Here is a 23,559-nt window from a genome sequence, read left to right as displayed (position 1 = left end):
TGAAATAATTAGGAATTTAGATGGATCAGTACTAGCGGATCTAATGGAACTAACATTAAATTATTTCGAAATTGAAACTTATGAATCAAAGTTTCTAAACAAGGAAAAAATAAATATTTAGCAAAAAACGAGAATTTCATGCTTTCAAAAGATCCAAAACAATTGTACAACTATTACAAAAAATTGGCGAAACAATTAAAAACTAAAAACGCGTAATTCTTTTTGGTCTTACGGATGCAAAAGTAGCTTTTTTGGATCTAGTTAGTGGAAATAAACATTTTCTTAAAATTGAATTCAAAATCAAAAACATTGATAAGCTGAAATTAAATCCGCGACATAATTTTGCCTAAAAATATTTTTCTGAAGCATAATCTTATACTAAAAAATAACTTTTAAAATAATTAACTTTTAAATAAATATAAATGAAAAGCAAAACCATAGGAATTATACTGATTGTTTTAGGAATATTAATGTTGCTTTACAATAGCTTTAATTTTACAACTACAGAAAAAGTGGTTGACATAGGCCCTATTGAAATAAATAAAGAAGTAAATCATCCAATTGCCTGGTCGCCCATAATAGGTATTGTACTTGCTGTAGGTGGTGTTGTTTTGCTAGTGTTTGGTACTAAGAAAAATTATTAAATTAAGGAAATCATTTTTATTTACGTGTGAATAATATAACTTTTTACAATATTTATATAACAGATTTATTGCTTTGATTGTGAAATTTGTATTGTATTATAATCAAAAAAAAACATACAATGACAATTCAACTAAATTTAGATATTAAAAAAATATTCATTAACGCTTTAGCTTTAATCGTGTTTTTATCGTTTGCCTCATGCAGCAAAAATATTGCTTTTCAAAACTCTTCAATAGTTCCGGCTGCGCAAGGAAAAGTGAGTGTTAAAAAAGACAGTAATAAGAACAATGCAATCAAAATAGAAATTACAAATTTAGCAGAAGTAACCAGATTACAACCTTCTAAAAATGTATACGTTGTTTGGATGGAAACGGAAGATTCTGTTGTGAAAAATATTGGACAAATAAAAAGCGACACTGGTTTTATGTCATCAAAACTTAAAGCGAATTTTGAAACCGTTACATCATTTGCACCAGTAAAAATATTCATTACAGCTGAGGACAACGCAGATGTTCAGTACCCGGGAATGCAACTTGTTCTTACAACAAATAAATTTTAATTTCATATAAAAGTAATTTGTAGGAACTACTATTCTTGTTGACATGATTCTTGAGTATTATTAATAAATTGAAAAGAACCTTATAATACTGTCACTATTTTAAAACTGAGAAATGACTTTCCTAGCAGTTGGAATAAATTGATTAAAAAAATAGGTTTCATTTCTTTTATTAATCAACAATTCTCTCCCGAAAACCATCCTTTCAGTTCGTTTAATACCTAATAATTAAGATGATGAATAAAGAAAAATCAATTGTAGTGTTAAATAATCTTATTGAAATCAACAATGAAAGAATTGAGATTTATAAAACAGCTAAAAAAGTAACTGAAGAGAACGATTTAAAAGATTTGTTTTCCGAATTCCAGAAAACAAGCGCAATTTTCAAATCAGAACTTGTTGAAGAGGTGCAGAAAATGGGAGGAGTTCCTGTTAAGGTGGCCAGAAATAAAAGTTTATTGGTAAGGGTTTGGATTATTTTTAAATCAAAACTCATGGGGCAAGAAAGAGAAGACATTTTAAACACTCTTGAATACAATGAATTTGTGGCTATAAAAAGTTATAAGGATACCTTGTCTGACAACTTGGACCATCTTACCGCTGAACTTCATATTATGCTTAAATCACAACAAATTTTGTTAACAGCACATCATGATAAAGTTAAAAAATTAGGTGATTTGATGTTATCGTAAGTAAAATATGCTGCGAATTTTACTCAATTTTTCATTCGATTACTTAAAATTTTCAAACATTTAGAATTTAATTATTAGTACAATCAGATAGGTATTTCAAATTTAAGTACAAATCTTTTAAAAATATTAGGTAGTAATTCTGTTAATTAATTTTGTAAAAGCCAAATTCATACTTTTCATAAGCTAAAAAAAAATCACAAAATTCTTTTTATTTTGAATATTTCAAATAATAGTAAAGTATTTCACGGATTATGCTACACAAAGACGATTATGATAAGTCACTAGATTAACCAACCTAAATTTCCTTGACGATATCCTTTCTCCGCGACCAGATGAAATTATTTGCCTTCAAAAAATCAAAAAATAATATTAATGATAAATGAATAACATAGTAACCACAAAAAAGGAGAGTCTAACGATCTATTTAAAAGAAACTTTTAATGATGTAGGCAAAGTTACGATGTTCTCCGCACGCTTCTTTAAGGAAGTAGTTAAGCCTCCGTATGAAATGAAGGAGTTTATTAAGCAATGTTACGTTATTGGTTACAAATCATTACCATTAGTGACTATTACGGGTTTCATAATGGGACTAGTTCTTACATTGCAATCGAGACCTACTTTAGCTAAGTTTGGTGCAGAATCCTGGTTACCTAGCATGGTAGCGTTATCCCTTATCAGAGAAATAGCTCCTGTAATAACCGCTTTAATTTGTGCAGGAAAAGTTTCCTCAGGTATTGGTGCCGAATTAGGTTCCATGAAAGTAACAGAACAAATTGATGCCATGGAAGTTTCAGCCATAAATCCTTTCAAATATTTAGTAGTTACCCGAATTTTAGCAACAACGCTTATGATTCCGTTATTAGTAATTTATGCTGACGGTGTTGGAGTTTTAGGTGGATATTTTGGAATCAATATCCACAGTGAAGTGAATTTATATCGATATCTGGCCCAGGTTTTAGAATCGATAGCTTTTTTAGACATTTTCCCAGCAACCATAAAAACTTTTTTCTTTGGCTTTTTTATCGGAATGATTGGCTGTTACAAAGGATTTAATGCGGCTAATGGAACAGAAAGTGTTGGTAAAGCCGCTAACTCTGCAGTTGTCACCGCATCGCTGACTATATTTATAATTGACATGTTAGCGGTACAAATAACTGATTTATTCTTTTAAAATGACACAAGAAAAGACATCGATAAATGGTACTTCAAGGGTTGATACCAATGCGCCAGTGATAGAAATTAAAGATATATATAAATCCTTTGGTAAAAACGAGGTTTTGAAAGGCGTTACTTTTTCTGTCAATAAGGGAGAAAACTTAGTTGTATTAGGTAAATCTGGTTCAGGGAAATCAATTGCTATAAAATGCTTAGTTGGTTTGGTCGAAGTTGACAAAGGCGAAATAAATGTTTTTGGAACTGATATTACCAAATTAGACAATAATGAACTTAACGAAATTAGGGTTCGCATTGGATTTTTATTTCAAAATGCCGCTTTATATGATTCAATGAGTGTTCGAGAAAACCTAGGCTTTACTTTAAAAAGACATGCTAAGGATTTATCTGCTGAGGAAGTGGAAAATCAAATAAAAAATGTTTTAGAAAGTGTAGGTTTGAGCGAAGCTATTGACAAGATGCCTTCGGAATTATCCGGCGGTATGCGCAAAAGAATTGGACTTGCAAGAACACTTATATTAAAACCTGAAATCATTTTATACGATGAACCCACTACAGGATTAGACACTATAACTTCCAGAGAAATAAGTGAACTTATATTAGAAATCCAAAAGAAAAACAAAACATCTTCTATAATTATTACGCATGATATGCCTTGTGCCAAACATACTGGTGACCGTATCATTATTTTAAAAGAAGGCATAATACACGCAGAAGGAACATACGAAGAATTAGAAAAAAGCGACGACGAATGGGTGCGCTCTTTTTTCATATAACCAATAAAAAAATAAAAAATGAACAAGGAATCTGGATACCAATGGAAATTGGGAATGTTTGTAATAATAGGATTAATACTTTTTGTAGGAACCATTTATTTTGTTGGAAAACAGAAAAATTTATTTGGATCTACTTTTGAATTATATTCAAAATTTAATTCGGTTAATGGGCTTGAAGTAGGAAATAATGTTCGCTTATCAGGTATTAATATCGGTACTGTTGATGAAATTGAATTTTTGACCGACACTTCTGTAGTAATAAAGTTAGTCATCAAAGACGAAGTTCGTAAATATATTAAAAAAGATGCTATCGCCAGTATTAACTCAGATGGTTTGATGGGCGATAAAGTACTTACAATTTCCTCAGGTAAAAACTCTACGGTAATAGTGGAAAATAGCAATTACATAGCTTCCAAACAATCTATAGAAATGGATGATTTAATGGTTAGTGTCAAAAAAAGTGTCGATAACGCCGGAATTATTACAGCGCAGCTTGCTCAATTCAGTTACAGTATGAACAATGGTAACGGTGCACTATCCAGGTTAGTTTCTGATGAGGAATTTGGAAATAGCATAAAAATCATGGTCACTAATCTTGAAAATAGCTCAACCGAATTCAAAAAATTTACTGTAAATATGAATAATGGAAAAGGAGCTTTGTCTAAACTGGTTAGCGATGAAAGAATGGGAAAAGTTATAGATTCATCTTTAACGAATGTTAAATCTGCGACAAAAGGACTGAATGAAGTTATTGAAGCTGCCAAAAATAATTTCTTGTTGAAAGGATACTTTAATAAAAAGAAAAAAGCAGAAGCAAAAAAATTGGAGGACGCAGTTGATTTAGAAGAAGAGGAAATGAAAAAAGAATTAAAAATTGGTGATGAAAATGATTCTTTAAAATAATTAATTTACACAAATGGTAACCAATTTAAAACAAGATTATACTTTAAAATATTATGACGTTTATATTAGTTATTTCCAACAATTATTAATAAATATATTTAAATAATTTATCATGAAAACAGAAAAAGAAATCAATCAGGCAATACTCGAAATTACTATGAAAATACGCAATGAATATCCTGAATTAATTAAGTATTTATCAGAGATGCCAGTAACTATTCCTGATGTTGATCAGCCAGAAGTAACTATTAAAGTACTGAGCGATTATTATGAATCTCTCGAAAATTTATTAAAAAAATATAGTCAGAGCCATAAATAATATACAACTACACAACTTTATTCTCATTTATATTCTTAATATTTAAAGAATACCGTTCTATTTCATTATTTTTTTTGTTAATCTGTGTTATAATCTACTGAATCAGTGAATAATGAAACTAATCTTTATAGTTATATAACTGCTTGAACTTGTAAAAGTCCCAAATTTGTAATGTGAAAACTATTTCGCATTCAATACACAATAAATAAATGGATCCGATAGAGCGCGAGGGAAACTGGGAAGAACAAAAAAAAGAGTTAAAAGAAAAGTTTGCTGCTTTGACGAATAATAAGGCACTTTTTTCTGAAGAGAAAAAAGAAGAAATGTTTAAAAAGTACCAAGCTAAACTGGGGATAACCAGAGAAGAATTATTTAAAATATTCCAAGGCCTTTAAGTAGTCTTATTCTATAACCTACTAGCAAATTAAAGGATTTAAAATTAAAAATTTTGCTTGACAAAAATAATTTTATTACCTTTAACATACTCACAATAAACAAATTACATTTAAATTTTAAAATATAATTCCAAAACAAACAATAAAAATAACCCAAAATGAAAAAAATACTTTTTACACTCGCCATTACAACATTCATGGCCGGAACTGTTTTAGTAGGATGTCAAAATACCTCAAAAAAAGAAGAAGCTGCTAAAGATAATGTAGAAGAAGCAAAGGATAATCTTGATGATGCCAAAGAGGAATTGTCAGATGTAAGAGCCGCAGCTACAGAGAAAGAGTGGAATGATTTTAAAGACAGCACTAATTCTACTATTAAGCAAAACGAAATTCGAATTGCGGAAATGAAAACCAAAATGAAAAGAACCGGTAAATCAATTGATGAAATATATGCAAAACAAATTGAAGAATTAGAGCAAAAGAACAAGAACATTAAACTAAAAGTGCAAGAATACAAAAACGACACTAATAGTGACTGGGAATCTTTTAAAGAAGAATACAATCGAGACATGGATGAATTAGGAGCTGCTATGAAAAATATGACAGTAGACAATAAATAGTAAATTAAAAAGGCGAGTTTTTTAACTCGCCTTTTTTTGTATAATTAATACTGTTATAACAATACAAATACTGATTTTATAGCGCCAAAGTGTGAATAATATAACTTTAAATTAAAGTATTGTAACAACTTACTAGTACAATCTGCAGATATTTGTTATGTAATTATTCGATAAAAAACAAACAAAATGAAAAATTCAAAAAAACTAATTTTTGCTTCATTAGTATTAAGTTTAATGACTTTCACAAGTGTTCAGGCTCAAGAAAATGAAACTAAATTTGGTGTAAAAGGGGGCGTAAATTTCTCTAATTTTTATATCGATGATGTTGATGACAATAATGTGTTAACAGGATTTAATTTTGGCTTCTTTGCTAAATTACCTATTGCAGACAATATCTTTTTACAACCAGAGATTTCTTATACTGGAAAAGGTTCTGAATTAGTTTACAACAATCCGTTAGTTAGTGGTACTGCACAATTCAAATTAAATTATATCGAAGTGCCTCTTTTATTAGTAGTAAATGTGACCAAAAATTTTAATATTCATGCTGGTCCTTACGCCGCTTATATGATAAGTGGTAAAACGACGAATAAATCTAATAACGGTAGCTACAACTTTGAAGACAAAATTGATGTTGATGATTTCAACAGATTTGATGCAGGTCTTGCTGGAGGTGTAGGTTTAGATTTAGAGCCTGTCAGTTTTGGCGTGCGTTACAATTACGGACTGACTAAAATTGGAAAAGACAATTCAGACTTTGCTTCTTCAGATGCTAAAAACAGTGTATTGAGTGTTTATGCTGCGTTTGGATTTTAATCAAGCAATAATACAAATAAATATATCGCAATTTTTTTGAGTATAACCATTTAAAAAACCTGTAAAGGTTTAGAAAGTGTTTAAAAAAACAAACAAATGAACAAATAAACTAATCACTAAAACTAAAAATCATGAGCAACCTTCTTTACACCATCGCAGTAATCTTAGTTATCTTTTGGGCAATTGGATTCTTTGCATACAGTGCCGGATCAATTATTCATATCCTTCTTGTTATTGCTGTTATAGCAATCTTATTTAGACTTATCTCGGGTAGAAAAATCTAATTCAATCGTTATTAAAAAAATTATATAAATAATAAAATCGTAAAAAATTAAAAAATGGGCAATCTTCTTTATACAATCGCAGTGATACTGGTTATCTTTTGGGCAATCGGATTTTTTGCATTCAGTTTAGGATCAATAATTCACGTACTTCTTGTAATTGCAGTTATTGCGATACTTTTTAGACTTATTCAAGGAAGAGGTATTTAATTCAATTTTAAAATAATAAATAATAATTAAAATAAATAATTATGAAAGCAGATAAAATAATATTAGGAATTTTGGGTGGAGTGGCTGTAGGAGCATTATTAGGAGTTTTGTTTGCCCCTGAAAAAGGAGACAAAACAAGAACAAAAATAATGGATAAAAGTAATGACTATGCTGACGAATTAAAAGGTAAGTTAGATACTCTGTTGGGTTCAATTACTCAAAAATACGAAAAAATCTGGAAAGAAGGAGAATCTCTGGTATCTGAAGGAAAATCCAAATTTTACGATTCAAAAAGTGAAGGTGAAACTTTACTTGATGAAGGAAAATCTAAATTTTACGATGCAAAAAACGAAATTAAAAATACAAATATTTAATTAGATATTTAATTTTTAAAATTTCATTCTAAGTCCGTTTACAAACTATATCATGGAAAACAACGCAACAACAATAGAAATGCTTTTTGAAAGAGCAGAGGATTACACAAAAACAACAGTAGAATTGGCGAAGTTATCTGCAGTGGATAAAACTGCTGATTTTATATCTTCTCTTATTTCTCAATTGGCTATTTCTATTGTTTTTGCAATGTTTGCTTTTTTGGTAAATATTGGCCTTTCTTTATGGATTGGGGAATTAGTAGGCAAAGTTTATTATGGCTTTTTTATAGTATCAAGTTTTTATTTATTAGTTGCAATTATTCTTTACATATTTAAAGATCAATGGATCAAAACGCCTATCAGCAATTTTATGATTGTTAAAATGCTTAAAAAAAATTAATATGAAAAAGATAAACCAGACAGAAATTCTTAAGGAAACTATCTTATTAATGAAAATGAAACAAGCTGATGAATTAGTACAACTTAAAGATCAGTATCATCACACTCTTGAAAGTTTAAAACCTTTGAATCTAATAAAAAAGGCTTTTGGATTAGTAGCCACTTCACCTGAAATAAAAGGGAATATTCTAAGCAATGTTATAGGCATGACAACAGGATATTTAACTAAAAAAGTTTTGTTAGGAGGAACTCACAATCCAATTAAAAGAATATTGGGTACAGTTTTGCAATTTGCAATAACTAATATTGTTACAAAACAGTCTGGAAAACAAATAGACAACGACCTACAAAACGTTTAAGTGTGTGCTAATTACTTTTAAAATTTTTAAAATTCTTACTTAACTTAATTCTAATCTTTGTTTTCTCATAAGTGGTTAAAAAACTATAGTACTCAACTCCAAAATTTTTTACTTTTAAAATTTTAATGTGGAATATCATGATTAAAAGAATAAAAAGAAGATTTAATACCTAAAAACAATCTACTGGCTTTTCAAAATCAAAAAAAATAAAAGCGAGCCTCAGAATTAATAAAAGTTAACGCTGAACTAAATATCGCTGAAAAACATTCAAAAAATTTATTATTGGCTAAAAGAAATTATGTTACTTACCTCTCGCAGATTCAGATAGCTGGTAGCAAATATTTTATGCATACTTTTTCAACAAGATGAGTCTTCAAAATCTTTATGGGAGAGTGGAGAATGTTTAGATCTTATTAAACAATTTGCCCTAACGCTTGATACTTTTATTAAAGAATTAAAAATTTTTACATCCAATTTAATACAAAAAGAAAAAAAGTTGAATGTTGATGATTTTAAAAAATTTTAATTAAAAATTGTCTAAACATAACTTTTAGTTTTACTTCCACCACGATTTATCTTTATAATCTTAATCAATTGTTTGTAATGCTGTTATTTCATGCGATACAAGTAGTATTTTTCGTTACCATTATTTTAAAATAAAGTTTAAGAATGATGAACACTCCCCTATCTTTCTTTTTCTATGGTTGTTTTCATTTGTATCCTATTTCTTGACAACAATTAAATGATATAACACAATGTTAACATAGATAATATCTTAAACCATTGATTTTAAAAAACATAATTATTTTTTTAACAAATAAAATAAGTGAATTTTATAACTTATTAAAATAATTGTATAATGCATTTAGTCGTTAAAAGTGTGAATTTTGACGGTAAAATTAATAATCCCCTAAATTTAAAAAAATGAAAACAAAAAATTTACTTTTAACCCTAGCAATAGTTTTTATTGCATTAATTTCTGGCTGTGCCCAAGATGATTTCGTTGAAGTCGACGGAGTTTGTCCAGTTGTTGTGTCTACCGTTCCAGTAAACGGAGCTACAAACGTACCTCTTGATCAATTAATTAGCGTTACTTTTAATGAAGAAATGAATGCTGCAACAATAAACCAATCTTCATTTACATTAAAAAATGGTACGTCAGAAATAACAGGTGCAGTATCATACTCCGGTACAACAGCAACCTTTACTCCATCGGCTTTGCTAAAACCTAACACAACTTACAGTGCTAGAATAACACGAACAGTAACAGATCTTACAGGTAATGCATTGCAAACAGAAACTAATTGGACTTTTAGTACTGGTTTAACAATTACTCCTATGGTTACATTTACGGATCCAGCCAATAACGCTACTAATGTGTTTTTAAACAAAGTCGTAAGTGCAAACTTCAATATGCCAATGAAGTCTTCCACTATCACTGCAACTTCGTACACATTGAAACAAGGAACTACAGCTATTGCAGGAACTGTAACTTATAACGGAACTACAGCTATTTTTACTCCTACACAACCTTTAACTCCAAATACGGTTTACACAGCAACAATTGCAAAATCAGTAACAAATTTAGACAACACCACATTAGTAAGTGATTATGTATGGAAATTTACAACAGGTGCCTTGGTAGCCCCAACCGTAACTTCTACAGATCCTATAAACGATGAAACAGGAATTAGACTTAATAAAACAATAACTGCTAATTTTAGTATGATCATGAATTCGTCAACAATTAGCAGAACAACTTTTACTTTAAGAGAAGGTACAACTGTAATTGCTGGAGCAGTAACTTATGCAGGGTCTACTGCCTCTTTTAAGCCTACTAATGCTTTATTAGAGGGTAGAGTTTACACTGCTACAATTACAACTGGTGCAATAAGTGCTACCGGAGTACCTTTAGCAAATGACTACGTATGGAAATTTACCACATTGATTTTAAATACTCCCGCCCCAACAACAGGTTTATTCTTCGGAGTATTTGGTGGAAATGCAGGAATTACAAACCAAGGTCTCAATACCAGGATTAATAATGGAGGAATAGGAACAACAGCTGCTTCCACATTAGTAACAGGTTTCACTGATCGATTAGCTTCCCCGAATGAAGTTTACACTGTTACTCCACTTAATAATGGATTAGTATTTGGTGGAATATATGCCGCTGCACCATCGCCAGGGAATGCTTTAAAAGCACAAAAAGCACTTGAAGGATTAAATGAAGCAAGAGCGTTATGGAACAGTATTTCACCAGCTGCAAAACCGGGTGGAAGTGACCAAGGATCAGGTGAGTTAGGTGGATTAACTTTAGCCGCAGGAGTTTATAAATCAGCTAGTGGTTCATACAAAATCACAAACGGAGATTTGACTTTATCTGGAAGCGCAACTGATGTCTGGATTTTCCAAGCAGAATCTTCATTAACAGTAGGTTCTCCAGCAGCTACCAGAAATGTTAGATTGACAGGTGGTGCATTAGCCAAAAATGTGTATTGGTATGTAGGTAGCGCAGCTGTAATTAATTACGCAGGTGGTGGTGTTATGACAGGAAATATAATAGCAGAAGACGGAGTTACGTTATCTTCTCCAGGTAGTAGCACAACTTTACCAGGACAAGAAACGGTATTAAACGGAAGAGCAATTTCATTAATCGCTTCAGTAACTATGGTAAATACCATTATTAATATTCCAGCAAACTAAGCAGTCAATATATAGTTTAAATATCCCGTCTTTGGGCGGGATTCATTTAAATAAAATCTAATATTAAAATATATAAAAATGATATCAAAAAATATTTATAAAGAGACATTATGTATTTCATTGTCTCCCAATAAACTAACCGTTAAAGGAGCTGCAATTATTGCTTTATCATGGTTAAGTTTACAAACAACGGTTCAAGCTCAAGAAGCTCAAGTAATAAAATATGCAAAACCTTCGTGGTACTTTGGAGTTGCTGGTGGTGCTAATGCTAATTTTTATCGTGGTTCTACAAACCAGTTGAATGCTGCTTTTACACCTCCCGCTACATTTCACGATGGAGATGGTATTGGTCTTTTTGTTGCGCCACTTTTAGAATACCGTCCTGCTACTTCAAGATGGGGAGTAATGCTACAAGCGGGTTATGATAGCCGTAAGGGTTCTTTTGATCAAGTACTTACAGCATGCGATTGTCCTGCAGATTTATCAACTGACCTCAGTTACATCACCGTAGAACCAAGCGTACGTTTTGCACCGTTTAAATCTAATTTTTACCTCTATGGAGGTCCACGTTTGGCTTTCAATATGGATAAATCATTTACGTATCAATTAGGTATTAATCCAGCTTTCCCTGATCAAGCACCTTCTGCTGCTGTAACAGGTGAATTTAGTGAAATTGAAGAAACTATTTTGTCAATGCAAATTGGTGCTGGTTATGATATTCCACTTTCTTCAGATAGTAACAAAACACAATTTATATTGTCTCCTTTTGTTTCTTTCCAACCTTATTTTGGTCAAAATCCACGTGCAACAGAAACATGGAACATAACTACGATCAGAGCTGGTGTTGCGCTTAAATTTGGACAAGGACAAAATATCCAGCAGGCTACAGATATGGTTCAAGACCGTGAGGTTAATTTCACTGTAAATTCTCCAAGCAATGTTCCCGGAGAAAGCAGAATGACTGAAATTTTCCCACTTAGAAATTACGTTTTCTTTAATGAAGGATCAAGTGAAATTCCAAATCGTTATGTTTTGTTAACGAAAGCTCAAGTAAAAGACTTTAAAGAAGATCAATTGGAAACATTTGCTCCAACAAACTTATCAGATCGTTCTAAACGTCAAATGACTGTTTATTATAACGTTTTGAATATTCTAGGAGACCGTATGCAAAAAAATCCTTCAGCGACAATTACTTTGGTGGGTTCATCAAATAATGGCAATACAGATGGTCTCACTATGGCAGAATCTGTTAAAACATATTTGGTAAATGTATTTGCTATAAATGAAGCTAGAATTACAACCAAAGGTCAAAACAAACCAAATATTCCATCTGAACAACCAGGAGGAACACAAGAATTAGTGTTACTACGTGAAGGAGATCGTAGAGTTTCTATCGAAAGTAACTCTCCAGATTTATTGATGGAATTTCAAAGTGGCCCTAATGCTCCATTGAAACCAGTACAAATTGTTCCATCACAAGTGGCACCTGTTGAAAGTTATGTGACCTTTAATAATAAAGGAGCTGGCGAAGCTTTATCTTCTTGGTCATTACAAATCGCTGACGAACAAGGAAAAGTACAATCTTTTGGCCCTTATACTGAGGAAGAAGTTAAAATTCCTGGAAATTTAATTTTGGGTAGTCGTCCAGAAGGAGATTATAAAGTAAAGATGATTGGTCAAACTAAAAGTGGTAAAATTGTAGAGAAAGAAACTCCGGTTCACATGGTGCTTTGGACTCCTGCAAAAATGGACGAAGGCATGAGATACAGTATCATCTATGAATTTAATAGCTCTACAGCAATCACAATGTATGAAAAATACCTTACTGAAGTGGTAGCACCGAAAATTCCTTCTGGAGCAACGGTAGTTATCAAAGGTCATACTGATATTATTGGTGAAGAAATTTACAATCAAGGATTATCTCTTTCACGTGCAAATGATGTAAAACGTATCATTGAAAGTTCTTTAACTAAAACCGGCAGAAACGATGTTAAATTCGAAGTATCTGGTTACGGTGAAAATGAAAATAATGCTCCTTTTGAAAACAAAACTCCTGAAGAACGTTTTTACAATCGTACCGTAATTATTGATATTATTCCCGCCGCTAAATAATTCAAATTAGCAGAGAATACATTTTATATTTAACAAAAAAGGATAGAAACTTAAAAGTCTATCCTTTTTTTGTGCCAAAATTTAACTCATTAATCTATGGTAACTCAATGAACAAGAATTAATTCTTTTAAATAATTGTCATAAAAAAGCATCTGATCAGATTTTGTATTTTCCAATTTCATTTTCAAACAGTAGATTAAAGCAAAAAAAAATAGTATTTTTACTATTCACTTTATGTAAAACATGACTTCAAACGAACAAATACTTGTCAAATTTTATACTGCTTTTGCAAATGCTGACGCGGCAACAATGTGTGAATGTTATTCTCCCATCATTCAGTTTCGAGATCCTGCGTTCGGTTTATTAAAAGGAGATGATGTTTGCCAAATGTGGAAAATGTTGATTGAAAAAAGTAAAGGAAACATCAAGATTGAATTCTCAAACCTTAAAGCGGATGACTACTTGGGTTCCGCACAATGGATCGCAAGATACAACTTTAGCAAAACCAATAGAAAAATAGTAAATATTATTCAATCTCAATTTCAATTTAAAGACGGATTAATAATAAAGCAAACCGATGAGTTTGACATCTGGAAATGGTCCAAACAAGCGTTTGGAACTACCGGATATTTATTAGGTTGGACTGGTTTTTTTCAAAAAAAAATACAACAACAAGCACTTTCATCATTGAAAAAATACAAAGAAACTAAAAATGCTAATTGAAAGTTTAAAGACACTATTCAACCGAGATTTAAATCAGCTAAAAACCGAAATTGAGTCGTACCAAAATGAAAGTGATATTTGGAAAATCCAAAAAGGTATCGCTAATTCAGCCGGGAATCTTTGTTTGCATTTGGTAGGAAATCTTAATACATACATTGGCGCCGAATTTGGAAAAACCGGATATATCAGAAACCGAGCACTCGAATTTTCACTAAAAGATATTCCAAGAGCAGAATTAATACAAAAAATCGAAGAAACCATTGCCGTTGTTGACAATGCATTAAATACAATATCAGAAGAAGAATTAAAAAAGGAATACCCTCCTTTTAGTTTTCGAAAACAATACTTCTACTGAGTTTATTCTTGTCCATTTGACCACGCACCTAGCCTATCATCTGGGACAAATTAATTACCACAGAGGATTATTGGAATCTTAAAACATTAGCAATGATCGGCAATTTAGTAAATTGCTACACGTTTTAGGTTCATACTTAAATCGTTTATAAAGTTAGGAAGAGTAAGAAATAACGCTTACAATACAACAATTATATGTCAGAATCTTCTAAAAAACCCGTTGCGTTTCAATCTAGTAGGAAATATTCCATTTTAGAGATACTCCAGTTTATAGTAGTAGTTTCTCTGATACTCTATTTTGGAAAAACACTATTTATTCCGTTGAGTTTTTCATTACTCATTGGATTTATACTATACCCTGTTTGCAAATGGATGGAAACAAAAGGCATTAAAAAAGGTATAGCCATTTTTATCTCTATTTTAGGTGTAACACTTTTAGCGGGTTCTATTATTTATTTATTGTTCATACAGTTCTCTGAATTTCTTCACGAATGGGAATCTTTGAGAGTCAAACTGAACCAATCGATACATCAATTAAGTGTTTTTATCGTAGAAAGATTTAATATTAGTCTGGAAAAACAAACGGAATTCATTAATAATACGGTCAACGATTCTGGTTCACTAGCTTTTTCCATGTTACGAAATACCGCATACTCGTTATCTACATCATTATTTTTTTTAATAATGATTCCTGTTTTTTCGGCATTAATACTTTTCCATCGACAGTTATTATCAAATGCTTTATATGAACTTTTTCCACCAGAGCGTAAAAATACCATTCACGAAATTCTCATTGAAACCATTCATGAATATTACAATTTCATCAAAGGAATGTTAATAGTTTATTTAATAGTTGGATTATTAAACAGCATTGGACTTTGGATAATTGGGGTGCCAAATCCTTTTCTGTTTGGTTTTATAGCCTCAATCCTCACTTTTATTCCATATGTGGGAATCATGATATCTTCGCTCTTGCCTATTGCGGTTTCCTGGATAACGTACAATTCTATCTGGTATCCATTAGCCGTTATTGCTGTTTTTTCGATTGTTCAAGCACTTGAAGCCTATATTGTATTTCCTTTTGCAGTAGGAAGCCGTTTAAAAATAAATACACTTATCATTATTATTGTAGTAATCGTTGGAGGCATTATTTGGGGAGCAGCAGGAATGATTCTTTTTATTCCATTCATAAGCATCATCAAGTTGATAGCGGATCGCACACCAAGTTTAAAGACGTTATCCGTGTTATTGGGAAATGGTGACCAAAAGCAAACATCATAATAATCTATTTTAAAAGGCCAAAATCAAAAGCCCAATCCAATTCTTTCTTATACCACAACTGCCCTACTGAAACTTCGAGCGGACAGTCAAAATTATTGGTGTAAAGTGCTCCGGTTCCTAATCCTTGAGGCATTAAATTATGTTGTAAAAAGGTCCACTGCGCAATCGCGTTCAGTCCAATATTACTCTCCAAAGCGGAGGTAATCCACCACCCAATTTTATGCTTTTCAGCCAATGAAATCCACTCTTGTGTACCTCGAAAACCGCCTACAAAACTAGGCTTCAAAATGATGTATTGTGGCTTGATTTTCTCCAGTAATTGTTCTTTTTCTGCTAATGTAAACACCCCAATCAGCTCTTCATCCAAAGCAATAGGAAAAGGAGTGGTTTTACATAGCTCTGCCATCCTGTCAGTGTTATTTTTTTGAATTGGCTGCTCTATACTATGTAATTTAAATTCAGATAGTTGTAATAGTTTATTTAAAGCTAAATCTATATCAAAAGCCCCGTTAGCATCCACCCGAATTTCGACTTGTTCCGGAGTGAAATGTTCCCGAATAAACCGTAATAATTGTAATTCTTTATCGAAATCAATTGCTCCAATTTTAAGTTTAATGCATCGGAAACCCTGCGCTAGTTTTTCCTCGATTTGCTGCTTCATAAAAGCCTCCTCACCCATCCAAACTAAACCATTGATCAATATGGATTTTATACCGTTTGTGAAGTCCGAAGGAAACAACAAAAAAGGGTTTTCACTCTCCAAAGATTGGAACGCCATTTCCATTCCAAATTGTATCGAAGGAAACTCCAATAACGCTCCCCAAAGCTGGTGTTTTCCTAAGTGGATATTGTAGCAAGTCCATTGTAATTTTTCTTCATAATCTGGTCGGTCATCAATACTCAATCCGCGAAGAATTCCGCACTCTCCTATTCCTTTTTTACCGTCCTGTTCCAAGACAATAAACCAAGTTTCTTTTTCGGTCATAACGCCACGGGAAGTTCCTGATGGTCGCTTGAAATCCAGAATGTATTTGTGATAGGTTGCTTTCAAGAAATTATAAATTATGAGTTATTTTAATCCAGTAAACTTATATCTGACTAATTTTATCAAAACTTAAATGCCTTAAATGGTAAAAAAAATTAATCGCTTCTTTAAAACATATAAGGCATTTAAGTTATAAATTTATTTATTCATCAACTTCAAAACTCTATCAAAATCATCGGAAGCTATTCCCTCTTTTTTGAAAGTCACAATATCTTGTTCTACTTTTTGAGTCCAACCCAAACTATCCGTTACATTTTGTGATTGATACTTTTTGTAAATTGCTTTTGCCGAAGCATAGTTATCATTCAATAAATAGCCATGTGCCAAATTGAGTTGTATTAATAGTTCTGTGCCGTCGAGCTTCTCGCCTTCTTTCAGAAATTTTATCGCTTTCCCGTATTGCTTTGTCAAAAGATAGCTATTCCCAATAGAATTATAATCTAAAGCAGTTGCTTTTCCGTCGTTGATTATTGTAGTAAGTTTCTGAATCGCTTCGCCTTGCTTTCCTTGTTTTGCTAATCCTGCAGCTTGCTTGCGCAAATCATTATACACACTTTTAGAAAGACTGCTTTCACCAAAACAACTAGTACCAAAATCTTTAAACGCTTTAGCGCGTTCTACAGCCAATAATTTCTGAAATTCCTTAAACTTGTACTTAGATTTAATTTTATCAAGAATACAAACGCAAAAATCATCGGAATTGGTCATTTTTTGAGCCAAATTAGAAGTTTTGCATTGATCGATAATTGCTTTTCTGTTTTCAAGCGTCCAGCCACGACTGAGTTTATTATCGACCCACGGCACAACTTCAAGGATGATTTTTTGATTCATAATCCAGTTTTTACTTTCAAAACCAAACCATAAATTTTCAGAGTTTGACTGCATACAAGTTGATTTCTCTGTCGAAAGTCGCTTTGCATCTTTGCTGACCGGTGTATCCTGAACCAAACACGCGTCATCCGTTTTGCCGTTTTCTTTGTATTTTGAGGCTAATTCGGCACTCGAGAAGATGGCGTACTTGCATTTATCATCAGCAGAGATTTTAGATAGGATAAAAACCGCTCCTGCCGCACCTTGACTAATTCCCGTTGGATCCGGAATAGCTTTCAAAACTGAAACCAAACTTCCAGCCAATTGCTGATTTTTATCCAAAAGCGTTATTCTATAGACTACTTCGGTCGTTCCTTCATGGAAATCTTGGGTTTTAATAATGATTCTACCTCTGGCGGAAACCTTTATCTCTTCGGTTGTAGCGCGAGTTTTATCCCAATAACCGTCTTTTTGCGCGAAAACGATATTTGCAGTAATTAAAAACAGAAATAGAACGATAAAATTCTTCTTACACATGATTGATATAAAATTTAAACACAAAGCGAACAAAGTTTTCGCAAAGTTGATAAAGTTATGAAGCAACGATAACCCTAGCCCTGATAAAAGCGGTATCCTTTACTTGCGTTTTTAAGCAAGTAAAGATACAAGCGGATAGCAGGAGATTGCTTCAAAAAATTCGCAATGACATTACAATTCGATAGAACTTCCTATTTCCAGTAACATTAAATCTTTTCCTTTATCAAAGAATTTACGAATGGATTCTTCATGGTCAATTTCGATAAAACCGAAAGTATCATAATGGTAACCCAAGATTTTATCGCAATCCAAGAAATCAGAAGCTATAATCGCATCCTCAACGTCCATGGTGAAATTATCGCCTATCGGCAAAATCGCCAAGTCAAGTTTAGTACGCATTGGAATCAGTTTCATATCCATAGAAAGTGCCGTATCGCCAGCAATATAAACGTTTTTATGTTCACCTTCGATGACAAAACCACCCGGATTTCCTCCGTAACTCCCATCAGGAAACGAACTGGAATGAATGGCATTTACATATTTTAGTTTCCCAAAATCGAAATTCCAGCTTCCGCCATGATTCATCGGGTGCGATTGAAGCCCTTTTGCGCCATAAAAACCTGCAATTTCAGCATTGGAAACAATTACCGCATTGGTTCTTTTGGCAATTGCCTCCACATCCAGAATATGATCTTCGTGGGCATGCGTAAGCAAAATATAATCCGCTTTGAAAGCATCCATATCAATGTGCGCTGCATTTGGATTTGCAGAAATGTAAGGATCTACAATGATGTGTTTGCCTCCAACTTCGATTCCTAATGACGCGTGGCCGTAAAATGTTATTTTCATCTTTTTTAATTTAAAAATTATATGACTCAGTGATTGATTACTACTTTATCTCCCTCCTAAAAAAGTATTTACGATTATATCCGAAAAAAAGTAAATCATACCTAACGACAACAATACAGAAAGTGCAAAAGTACTCAGTGCCAGTTTTTTTAATTCAGGATCTAATTCCTTAGGGATTTGGTTTTTATAAACGGTAATTAAATGTTTGGTTAATGGAATATACGCCAATAAAAACAAATATTGATCAAAGTGAAAATCGTCTACAATTGCAAAAATCAATACCAAAACCATCGCCGTTACAATTAGAAAGTAATGGTATATTTTAGCTTTGGCTCCGCCAATTTTTACGACAATTGTATTTTTATTTGACTTACTATCCGATGCTTCGTCCCGCATATTATTCAGATTTAAAACGCCAACGCTCAATAATCCAATGGCAATTGCAGGTAAAACCAATTGAAAATCCAACTGTTTCGAATATAAAAAATTTACTCCTAATGTACTTACCAAACCGAAAAACACAAAGACGAATATGTCGCCAAATCCCTTGTAACCGTAAGCTGTATTTCCCACTGTATAACGGATGGCCGATATGATTGCTAAAATTCCCAATATCAAATAAAATAAGGAATACCATAAATTAGTATCGGAAAAGGCATAATAAATCAACAACATCGCGGAAAGTAATGTCAACGCAGATGTAATAATAATGGCGCGTTTCATGGCTTGTGGAGTAATGACGCCGCTTTGTATGGTGCGTTTAGGACCTACTCTGTCTTCATTATCCGTTCCTTTCATTCCATCGCCGTAATCATTGGCAAAATTGGACAGTATTTGCAATCCTAATGTTGTCAACATAGCAAAACCAAACAATCGCCAGTTAAAAACTTCTGTCGGGGTTAATATGTTATCTGTTGGGTGTGCCAAAGCGTACATACTTCCAACTATTATTCCGGAAACCGATAGAGGTAATGTTCGTAAACGTGCGGCTTCAATCCAATGTTTCATGTTTTTTTATTTAAAAATTTGAAGTATAAAACTTAAGATTTGTTGCGCATACAACTTTAAACCATAAACTTTAAACCATTTTATTTTACATCCAATTACTATCGGAAGTTTCAATTTCGTACAACCAAAGGTTGACTTGTTGTTTTAGTATTGAATAATTCCCCAACTGAAAAGCTATATTTCCTCCTGCTGTATGCAATGTTATCGAACCGATATTCAACTTTTTATGCCAGAAGAGCTGCGAAGTTGTAATTGCTTGTATTTTACTGGGCTCAATAATATCATTGCTAATATCCCAAGAGCCACTTTGTTTTATTATAAAATTATCGTGGATGAATAATCGGTTATTTTTAAATTTAAAATATTGGATTAATCCAATAATAACAACATAAATAGGCACGACATAACTGTAATCGAAAAATACAGGTTCAAGCCAATAACCTATCGCCATAAATCCCAACAAAGGTAATCCAATTGACAGAAAAATAGAAAAAATAAGTTTGCGAAAATTAGGCTGAAGCATTAATCCTTTTTCAGGAATTTCATTAAACAATAATTTTAAAATTGAATCGCTTTCATTCTCATTACAGCCCGGAATTTCTATTACCGACTTGCGTTCTTCTTTCTCTCCACTGGTCGCTTGTCTGATTTTCAGTTCCAGAATTCCCAGTTTCTTTTGAAAATAATTCCTTCTGATGGTTGTAATCTGAACTTTTTCAGGTTTTATGATGGTACTTTTTGTGTTCAATAAGCCAAAAGATAATAGCAATGACCCTCTTTGTCGGGTTATTTTATAATTATAATATTTAAAAACGATTCGTATTACATTAATAACTAATACGATCCCAAACAAAAACGCTATCGATATTAGAATAGTTTGTAACACTAAGTTTTTATCGATATACGAGCCTACTTTTTCTTTATAAACATTGCTTTCATCTCCAAAATTTTGAAAATTCTCGTAAATCGTACTAAAGAAAATTACCAATAAAGCGATACTTCTTCCATAATTAGAGGTAACTCCAACTTTTAGCAAACTCAAAAAACTTATTTTTATAAAAGGATGCGCAGCTTCAAATAGTTTTTGCTCGGTTTCCTCCAATGAAGTTTCTTCAGTTCCAATTGCACTCTTTAATTCTTCATTTTCCAACAAACGAAATTTCAACTCTAAAGCCAATTCATGTGAAATGGCTTTGATGGCGCCTTCTTTTTTATTGCTTCCGGCTGTATCTACATCCAATTCATAAACCCCAATTAACTTTTGAAGAAAAGACTGATTTATATTTACTTGTTGAATTTTACGAAGCTGAATAGCAGTTTTGGTTTTATTCAAAACGCCATCTGTAATAACGAATTCTTCATTTTCAGCATCCAAAAAGAAAGTAAAATTAAGATATTTCAAATAAGAAACAACTCCAATACTCACGAAGATGGCCACCATTCCAACGAAAAAATATAATTTATTAACCTCGTCAAACTTAAAAATCCAAATCACAATCATGGGCCACAACGCTCTGGCATACTGCTGAAGCGTGTAAAAAAACATTACCAAAATCCCTATTGAAGATTGCCGCTGTGGCTGACTAAAATCGGCTCCCATTACAATTGCTTTTGTATTTTACCCATCAACAATTGTTTGATATTCTCGGCTTGTTCTTTTTCGATTCCGGGGATTTCAATATCACTGGAACTTCCGCCGGCAGTAAAAATTTCTATTTTGGCAAGTCCAAAATAACGCGAAATAAACCCTTCATGCAACGCCACATGCTGCACTCTGTTATAAGGAATTACGATAGTATTGGTAGCAATAATTCCGTGTCTAAAAAGCACATCGTGTTCCCGGAATGCAAATCCTTTTTTCTTGAATCCAATAACAGAAAATACGACTAACAAAATCGAAAATACAGGAATTACAATTCCTAAAATCAACCAGACTCTTCCTGAAAACAATTCGGGTTTAAGCATCGAAAGTAGTATTGGAATCAGAACTACTATTGCAATAATTCTCACCAAACTAATCAATACCACTGTAATGTATTTAGGATGCAAATTCGTAAAAGCGACTTCCTCAAACTTAGGAAGCTGGCTGGTATCAATTGTTTCGTTTGTGAAATTTTCCATTTATAAAATTTAGTTTAAATCGAAAGGTCTTAGGTTTAAAGTTTTTTTTAAAACAACTATAAACTTGAAACATTAAACTTTTTTTCCTGTTTTGCGACTGAACACTAAAAACTGAACACTGAACACTGATTACTGCATTACGGCAACCACTTTTTCTCAAAATTCGGTTTTCTTTTCTCAAGAAAAGCGTTTCGGCCTTCCTTAGCTTCTTCGGTCATATAAGCAAGTCTCGTAGCTTCACCGGCAAAAACCTGTTGCCCTACCATTCCATCATCGGTTAGATTCATGGCAAATTTCAGCATTTTGATAGCCATTGGCGATTTTTGCAAAATTTCCTGTGCCCATTCATAAGCCGTATCTTCTAATTCAGCATGGGGAATCACCGCATTTACCATTCCCATATCCATCGCATCCTGAGCCGAATAATTGCGTCCCAAGAAGAATATCTCGCGCGCTTTTTTCTGCCCTACCATTTTAGCTAAGTAAGCAGAACCGTATCCACCGTCAAAACTGGTTACATCGGCATCCGTTTGTTTGAAAATAGCGTGTTCTTTACTCGCTAAAGTCAAATCGCAAACCACATGCAAACTGTGTCCTCCGCCTACAGCCCAACCGGGAACTACAGCGATGACTACTTTTGGCATGAATCGGATTAAACGTTGCACTTCTAAGATGTTTAGCCGATGCTGTCCGTCATCGCCCACATATCCTTGATGCCCTCGTGCGTTTTGATCGCCGCCGCTGCAAAAAGAATACACGCCATCTTTAGAAGAAGGCCCTTCAGCAGAAAGTAAAACTACTCCTATTGACGTATCTTCCTGCGCATCATAAAATGCATTATACAATTCGGCAGTTGTTTTTGGACGGAACGCATTGCGCACATCCGGCCTGTTGAAAGCAATTCTGGCAACGCCATTGCATTTCTTATAAGTGATATCTTCGTATTCTTTAGCAGTGATCCAATCCATTACAATTGATTTAAATTATTTTAGTGTAAAAATAAATCATTTTTTACATTTTATCTATTCTATTTCAATAAGCTTATGGTAATCCTTCTCTGATTAAAGGCTTCAAAATGTTAAAAAACAAGAAAAAATCTGCATTTTAGCAGTTGCCAATTCAAATTATTTTTAATTTTAGAACAAGCTAATCAGATGAATATAAATTCTTTATCTTGATTAATTATTGATTCTTCACTGATTTATTAACCTAAAAAAAGAATGTATTGAATGCAATTAAAAATGTTGTCGCTCCTTTTTCTACGGTAATAACTTATAAAAATATATAGAAAGCCCCGATAAACGAGCTAATGATACTAGCATTTGCCCCAGCAGTAAAAAATAAAAAGTAACACCTACGGTTAAATAAAGATTTATTTTTTTGTTCTTGCGAAAGTGAGGCATTATTAAACAATTGTTTAGAAAATTATCTTCCAATATATAGAAAACCAACGGCCTTATCGTGAAATTATTTCTTAACTCACAAGCAGGTGATT

26 protein-coding genes and 1 pseudogene are annotated in these 23,559 nt (G+C 32.6%); 20 read left to right on the top strand and 7 right to left on the bottom strand.

Features of this window, described 5'->3' with window-relative positions:
* Nucleotides 1-422: 422 nt before the first annotated feature.
* From ACP7AV_RS13010 to ACP7AV_RS12915, 20 genes and pseudogenes are all read left to right on the top strand, one after another.
* Nucleotides 423-644, top strand: a complete 222-nt coding sequence (locus ACP7AV_RS13010) for a hypothetical protein (protein WP_426063105.1) — start codon at nucleotides 423-425, stop codon at nucleotides 642-644.
* A 119-nt stretch (nucleotides 645-763) separates the two neighbouring features.
* The gene (locus ACP7AV_RS13005; RefSeq protein WP_426092312.1) at nucleotides 764-1,204 is read left to right on the top strand and encodes a hypothetical protein; all 441 of its coding nucleotides are present in this window, start codon (nucleotides 764-766) and stop codon (nucleotides 1,202-1,204) included.
* Between the two features lie 233 nt (nucleotides 1,205-1,437).
* Complete coding sequence (locus tag ACP7AV_RS13000) at nucleotides 1,438-1,893, top strand: PA2169 family four-helix-bundle protein (protein WP_426063107.1); 456 nt, start codon at nucleotides 1,438-1,440, stop codon at nucleotides 1,891-1,893.
* Nucleotides 1,894-2,353: 460 nt separating this feature from the next.
* Nucleotides 2,354-3,064 (top strand): MlaE family ABC transporter permease, encoded by a 711-nt coding sequence (locus ACP7AV_RS12995; protein ID WP_426092348.1) that lies wholly within the window; start codon nucleotides 2,354-2,356, stop codon nucleotides 3,062-3,064.
* Nucleotide 3,065: 1 nt separating this feature from the next.
* Nucleotides 3,066-3,842 (top strand): ABC transporter ATP-binding protein, encoded by a 777-nt coding sequence (locus tag ACP7AV_RS12990; protein ID WP_426063108.1) that lies wholly within the window; start codon nucleotides 3,066-3,068, stop codon nucleotides 3,840-3,842.
* An 18-nt stretch (nucleotides 3,843-3,860) separates the two neighbouring features.
* Complete coding sequence (locus ACP7AV_RS12985) at nucleotides 3,861-4,745, top strand: MlaD family protein (RefSeq protein WP_426063109.1); 885 nt, start codon at nucleotides 3,861-3,863, stop codon at nucleotides 4,743-4,745.
* A gap of 112 nt (nucleotides 4,746-4,857) precedes the next feature.
* Nucleotides 4,858-5,064 carry a hypothetical protein gene (locus ACP7AV_RS12980; RefSeq protein ID WP_426092311.1) on the top strand — a complete coding sequence of 69 codons (207 nt, stop codon included), beginning with the start codon at nucleotides 4,858-4,860 and terminating at the stop codon, nucleotides 5,062-5,064.
* Between the two features lie 209 nt (nucleotides 5,065-5,273).
* Nucleotides 5,274-5,459 (top strand): CsbD family protein, encoded by a 186-nt coding sequence (locus tag ACP7AV_RS12975; protein WP_426063111.1) that lies wholly within the window; start codon nucleotides 5,274-5,276, stop codon nucleotides 5,457-5,459.
* Between the two features lie 158 nt (nucleotides 5,460-5,617).
* Nucleotides 5,618-6,079 carry a hypothetical protein gene (locus tag ACP7AV_RS12970; RefSeq protein ID WP_426092310.1) on the top strand — a complete coding sequence of 154 codons (462 nt, stop codon included), beginning with the start codon at nucleotides 5,618-5,620 and terminating at the stop codon, nucleotides 6,077-6,079.
* 186 nt (nucleotides 6,080-6,265) lie between these two features.
* Entirely contained in the window at nucleotides 6,266-6,895 is a 630-nt protein-coding gene (locus ACP7AV_RS12965; protein WP_426092309.1) for a porin family protein, read from the top strand.
* Nucleotides 6,896-7,026: 131 nt separating this feature from the next.
* A complete protein-coding gene (locus ACP7AV_RS12960) occupies nucleotides 7,027-7,179 on the top strand; it encodes a lmo0937 family membrane protein (protein ID WP_121365230.1) in 153 nt (50 codons plus the stop codon).
* Nucleotides 7,180-7,233: 54 nt separating this feature from the next.
* Complete coding sequence (locus ACP7AV_RS12955; RefSeq protein WP_113633709.1) at nucleotides 7,234-7,386, top strand: lmo0937 family membrane protein; 153 nt, start codon at nucleotides 7,234-7,236, stop codon at nucleotides 7,384-7,386.
* Between the two features lie 41 nt (nucleotides 7,387-7,427).
* Nucleotides 7,428-7,760 carry a YtxH domain-containing protein gene (locus ACP7AV_RS12950; protein ID WP_426092308.1) on the top strand — a complete coding sequence of 111 codons (333 nt, stop codon included), beginning with the start codon at nucleotides 7,428-7,430 and terminating at the stop codon, nucleotides 7,758-7,760.
* A 52-nt stretch (nucleotides 7,761-7,812) separates the two neighbouring features.
* Nucleotides 7,813-8,160 carry a hypothetical protein gene (locus tag ACP7AV_RS12945; RefSeq protein ID WP_426092307.1) on the top strand — a complete coding sequence of 116 codons (348 nt, stop codon included), beginning with the start codon at nucleotides 7,813-7,815 and terminating at the stop codon, nucleotides 8,158-8,160.
* Between the two features lies 1 nt (nucleotide 8,161).
* The gene (locus tag ACP7AV_RS12940) at nucleotides 8,162-8,518 is read left to right on the top strand and encodes a hypothetical protein (protein WP_426063116.1); all 357 of its coding nucleotides are present in this window, start codon (nucleotides 8,162-8,164) and stop codon (nucleotides 8,516-8,518) included.
* A 924-nt stretch (nucleotides 8,519-9,442) separates the two neighbouring features.
* The gene (locus tag ACP7AV_RS12935) at nucleotides 9,443-11,224 is read left to right on the top strand and encodes an Ig-like domain-containing protein (protein WP_426092306.1); all 1,782 of its coding nucleotides are present in this window, start codon (nucleotides 9,443-9,445) and stop codon (nucleotides 11,222-11,224) included.
* 78 nt (nucleotides 11,225-11,302) lie between these two features.
* A complete protein-coding gene (locus ACP7AV_RS12930; RefSeq protein ID WP_426092305.1) occupies nucleotides 11,303-13,336 on the top strand; it encodes an OmpA family protein in 2,034 nt (677 codons plus the stop codon).
* A gap of 243 nt (nucleotides 13,337-13,579) precedes the next feature.
* Nucleotides 13,580-14,059, top strand: coding sequence for a nuclear transport factor 2 family protein (locus tag ACP7AV_RS12925; RefSeq protein WP_426092304.1), 480 nt, complete (start codon nucleotides 13,580-13,582; stop codon nucleotides 14,057-14,059).
* Nucleotides 14,049-14,496: pseudogene (locus ACP7AV_RS12920) on the top strand (DinB family protein). The gene ACP7AV_RS12925 and the pseudogene ACP7AV_RS12920 overlap by 11 nt, the downstream one beginning before the upstream one ends.
* A gap of 112 nt (nucleotides 14,497-14,608) precedes the next feature.
* Nucleotides 14,609-15,694, top strand: a complete 1,086-nt coding sequence (locus ACP7AV_RS12915) for an AI-2E family transporter (RefSeq protein WP_426092303.1) — start codon at nucleotides 14,609-14,611, stop codon at nucleotides 15,692-15,694.
* Between the two features lie 4 nt (nucleotides 15,695-15,698).
* Here ACP7AV_RS12915 and ACP7AV_RS12910 read toward each other — a convergent pair whose 3' ends face one another.
* From ACP7AV_RS12910 to ACP7AV_RS12880, 7 genes are all read right to left on the bottom strand, one after another.
* A complete protein-coding gene (locus ACP7AV_RS12910; protein ID WP_426092302.1) occupies nucleotides 15,699-16,745 on the bottom strand; it encodes an o-succinylbenzoate synthase in 1,047 nt (348 codons plus the stop codon).
* Nucleotides 16,746-16,877: 132 nt separating this feature from the next.
* Complete coding sequence (locus tag ACP7AV_RS12905) at nucleotides 16,878-18,086, bottom strand: tetratricopeptide repeat protein (RefSeq protein ID WP_426092301.1); 1,209 nt, start codon at nucleotides 18,084-18,086, stop codon at nucleotides 16,878-16,880.
* Between the two features lie 171 nt (nucleotides 18,087-18,257).
* The gene (locus ACP7AV_RS12900; RefSeq protein ID WP_426092300.1) at nucleotides 18,258-18,935 is read right to left on the bottom strand and encodes a metal-dependent hydrolase; all 678 of its coding nucleotides are present in this window, start codon (nucleotides 18,933-18,935) and stop codon (nucleotides 18,258-18,260) included.
* Nucleotides 18,936-18,980: 45 nt separating this feature from the next.
* Complete coding sequence (gene menA / locus ACP7AV_RS12895; RefSeq protein WP_426092298.1) at nucleotides 18,981-19,943, bottom strand: 1,4-dihydroxy-2-naphthoate octaprenyltransferase; 963 nt, start codon at nucleotides 19,941-19,943, stop codon at nucleotides 18,981-18,983.
* 85 nt (nucleotides 19,944-20,028) lie between these two features.
* Nucleotides 20,029-21,543 carry a PH domain-containing protein gene (locus ACP7AV_RS12890; protein ID WP_426092297.1) on the bottom strand — a complete coding sequence of 505 codons (1,515 nt, stop codon included), beginning with the start codon at nucleotides 21,541-21,543 and terminating at the stop codon, nucleotides 20,029-20,031.
* Nucleotides 21,543-22,064, bottom strand: coding sequence for a PH domain-containing protein (locus ACP7AV_RS12885; RefSeq protein WP_426092296.1), 522 nt, complete (start codon nucleotides 22,062-22,064; stop codon nucleotides 21,543-21,545). Before ACP7AV_RS12885 ends, ACP7AV_RS12890 begins: the two co-directional genes overlap by 1 nt.
* Nucleotides 22,065-22,201: 137 nt before the next feature.
* Nucleotides 22,202-23,032, bottom strand: a complete 831-nt coding sequence (locus ACP7AV_RS12880) for a 1,4-dihydroxy-2-naphthoyl-CoA synthase (RefSeq protein WP_091170323.1) — start codon at nucleotides 23,030-23,032, stop codon at nucleotides 22,202-22,204.
* Between the last annotated feature and the right edge of the window lie 527 nt (nucleotides 23,033-23,559).

It is taken from the genome of Flavobacterium sp. DSR3-2, from assembly GCF_049896525.1.
Lineage (GTDB): Bacteria > Bacteroidota > Bacteroidia > Flavobacteriales > Flavobacteriaceae > Flavobacterium.
Note: the sequence above shows the minus strand (reverse complement) of the source record. Positions and strands in the feature narration are given on the sequence as shown.

Coding starts and splice junctions, on each gene's coding strand:
- ACP7AV_RS13010 (WP_426063105.1), top strand. CDS start 423: ATGAAAAGCAAAACCATAGGAATTATACTGATTGTTTTAGGAATATTA.
- ACP7AV_RS13005 (WP_426092312.1), top strand. CDS start 764: ATGACAATTCAACTAAATTTAGATATTAAAAAAATATTCATTAACGCT.
- ACP7AV_RS13000 (WP_426063107.1), top strand. CDS start 1,438: ATGAATAAAGAAAAATCAATTGTAGTGTTAAATAATCTTATTGAAATC.
- ACP7AV_RS12995 (WP_426092348.1), top strand. CDS start 2,354: ATGTTCTCCGCACGCTTCTTTAAGGAAGTAGTTAAGCCTCCGTATGAA.
- ACP7AV_RS12990 (WP_426063108.1), top strand. CDS start 3,066: ATGACACAAGAAAAGACATCGATAAATGGTACTTCAAGGGTTGATACC.
- ACP7AV_RS12985 (WP_426063109.1), top strand. CDS start 3,861: ATGAACAAGGAATCTGGATACCAATGGAAATTGGGAATGTTTGTAATA.
- ACP7AV_RS12980 (WP_426092311.1), top strand. CDS start 4,858: ATGAAAACAGAAAAAGAAATCAATCAGGCAATACTCGAAATTACTATG.
- ACP7AV_RS12975 (WP_426063111.1), top strand. CDS start 5,274: ATGGATCCGATAGAGCGCGAGGGAAACTGGGAAGAACAAAAAAAAGAG.
- ACP7AV_RS12970 (WP_426092310.1), top strand. CDS start 5,618: ATGAAAAAAATACTTTTTACACTCGCCATTACAACATTCATGGCCGGA.
- ACP7AV_RS12965 (WP_426092309.1), top strand. CDS start 6,266: ATGAAAAATTCAAAAAAACTAATTTTTGCTTCATTAGTATTAAGTTTA.
- ACP7AV_RS12960 (WP_121365230.1), top strand. CDS start 7,027: ATGAGCAACCTTCTTTACACCATCGCAGTAATCTTAGTTATCTTTTGG.
- ACP7AV_RS12955 (WP_113633709.1), top strand. CDS start 7,234: ATGGGCAATCTTCTTTATACAATCGCAGTGATACTGGTTATCTTTTGG.
- ACP7AV_RS12950 (WP_426092308.1), top strand. CDS start 7,428: ATGAAAGCAGATAAAATAATATTAGGAATTTTGGGTGGAGTGGCTGTA.
- ACP7AV_RS12945 (WP_426092307.1), top strand. CDS start 7,813: ATGGAAAACAACGCAACAACAATAGAAATGCTTTTTGAAAGAGCAGAG.
- ACP7AV_RS12940 (WP_426063116.1), top strand. CDS start 8,162: ATGAAAAAGATAAACCAGACAGAAATTCTTAAGGAAACTATCTTATTA.
- ACP7AV_RS12935 (WP_426092306.1), top strand. CDS start 9,443: ATGAAAACAAAAAATTTACTTTTAACCCTAGCAATAGTTTTTATTGCA.
- ACP7AV_RS12930 (WP_426092305.1), top strand. CDS start 11,303: ATGATATCAAAAAATATTTATAAAGAGACATTATGTATTTCATTGTCT.
- ACP7AV_RS12925 (WP_426092304.1), top strand. CDS start 13,580: ATGACTTCAAACGAACAAATACTTGTCAAATTTTATACTGCTTTTGCA.
- ACP7AV_RS12915 (WP_426092303.1), top strand. CDS start 14,609: ATGTCAGAATCTTCTAAAAAACCCGTTGCGTTTCAATCTAGTAGGAAA.
- ACP7AV_RS12905 (WP_426092301.1), bottom strand. CDS start 18,086: ATGTGTAAGAAGAATTTTATCGTTCTATTTCTGTTTTTAATTACTGCA.
- ACP7AV_RS12900 (WP_426092300.1), bottom strand. CDS start 18,935: ATGAAAATAACATTTTACGGCCACGCGTCATTAGGAATCGAAGTTGGA.
- menA (WP_426092298.1), bottom strand. CDS start 19,943: ATGAAACATTGGATTGAAGCCGCACGTTTACGAACATTACCTCTATCG.
- ACP7AV_RS12890 (WP_426092297.1), bottom strand. CDS start 21,543: ATGGGAGCCGATTTTAGTCAGCCACAGCGGCAATCTTCAATAGGGATT.
- ACP7AV_RS12885 (WP_426092296.1), bottom strand. CDS start 22,064: ATGGAAAATTTCACAAACGAAACAATTGATACCAGCCAGCTTCCTAAG.
- ACP7AV_RS12880 (WP_091170323.1), bottom strand. CDS start 23,032: ATGGATTGGATCACTGCTAAAGAATACGAAGATATCACTTATAAGAAA.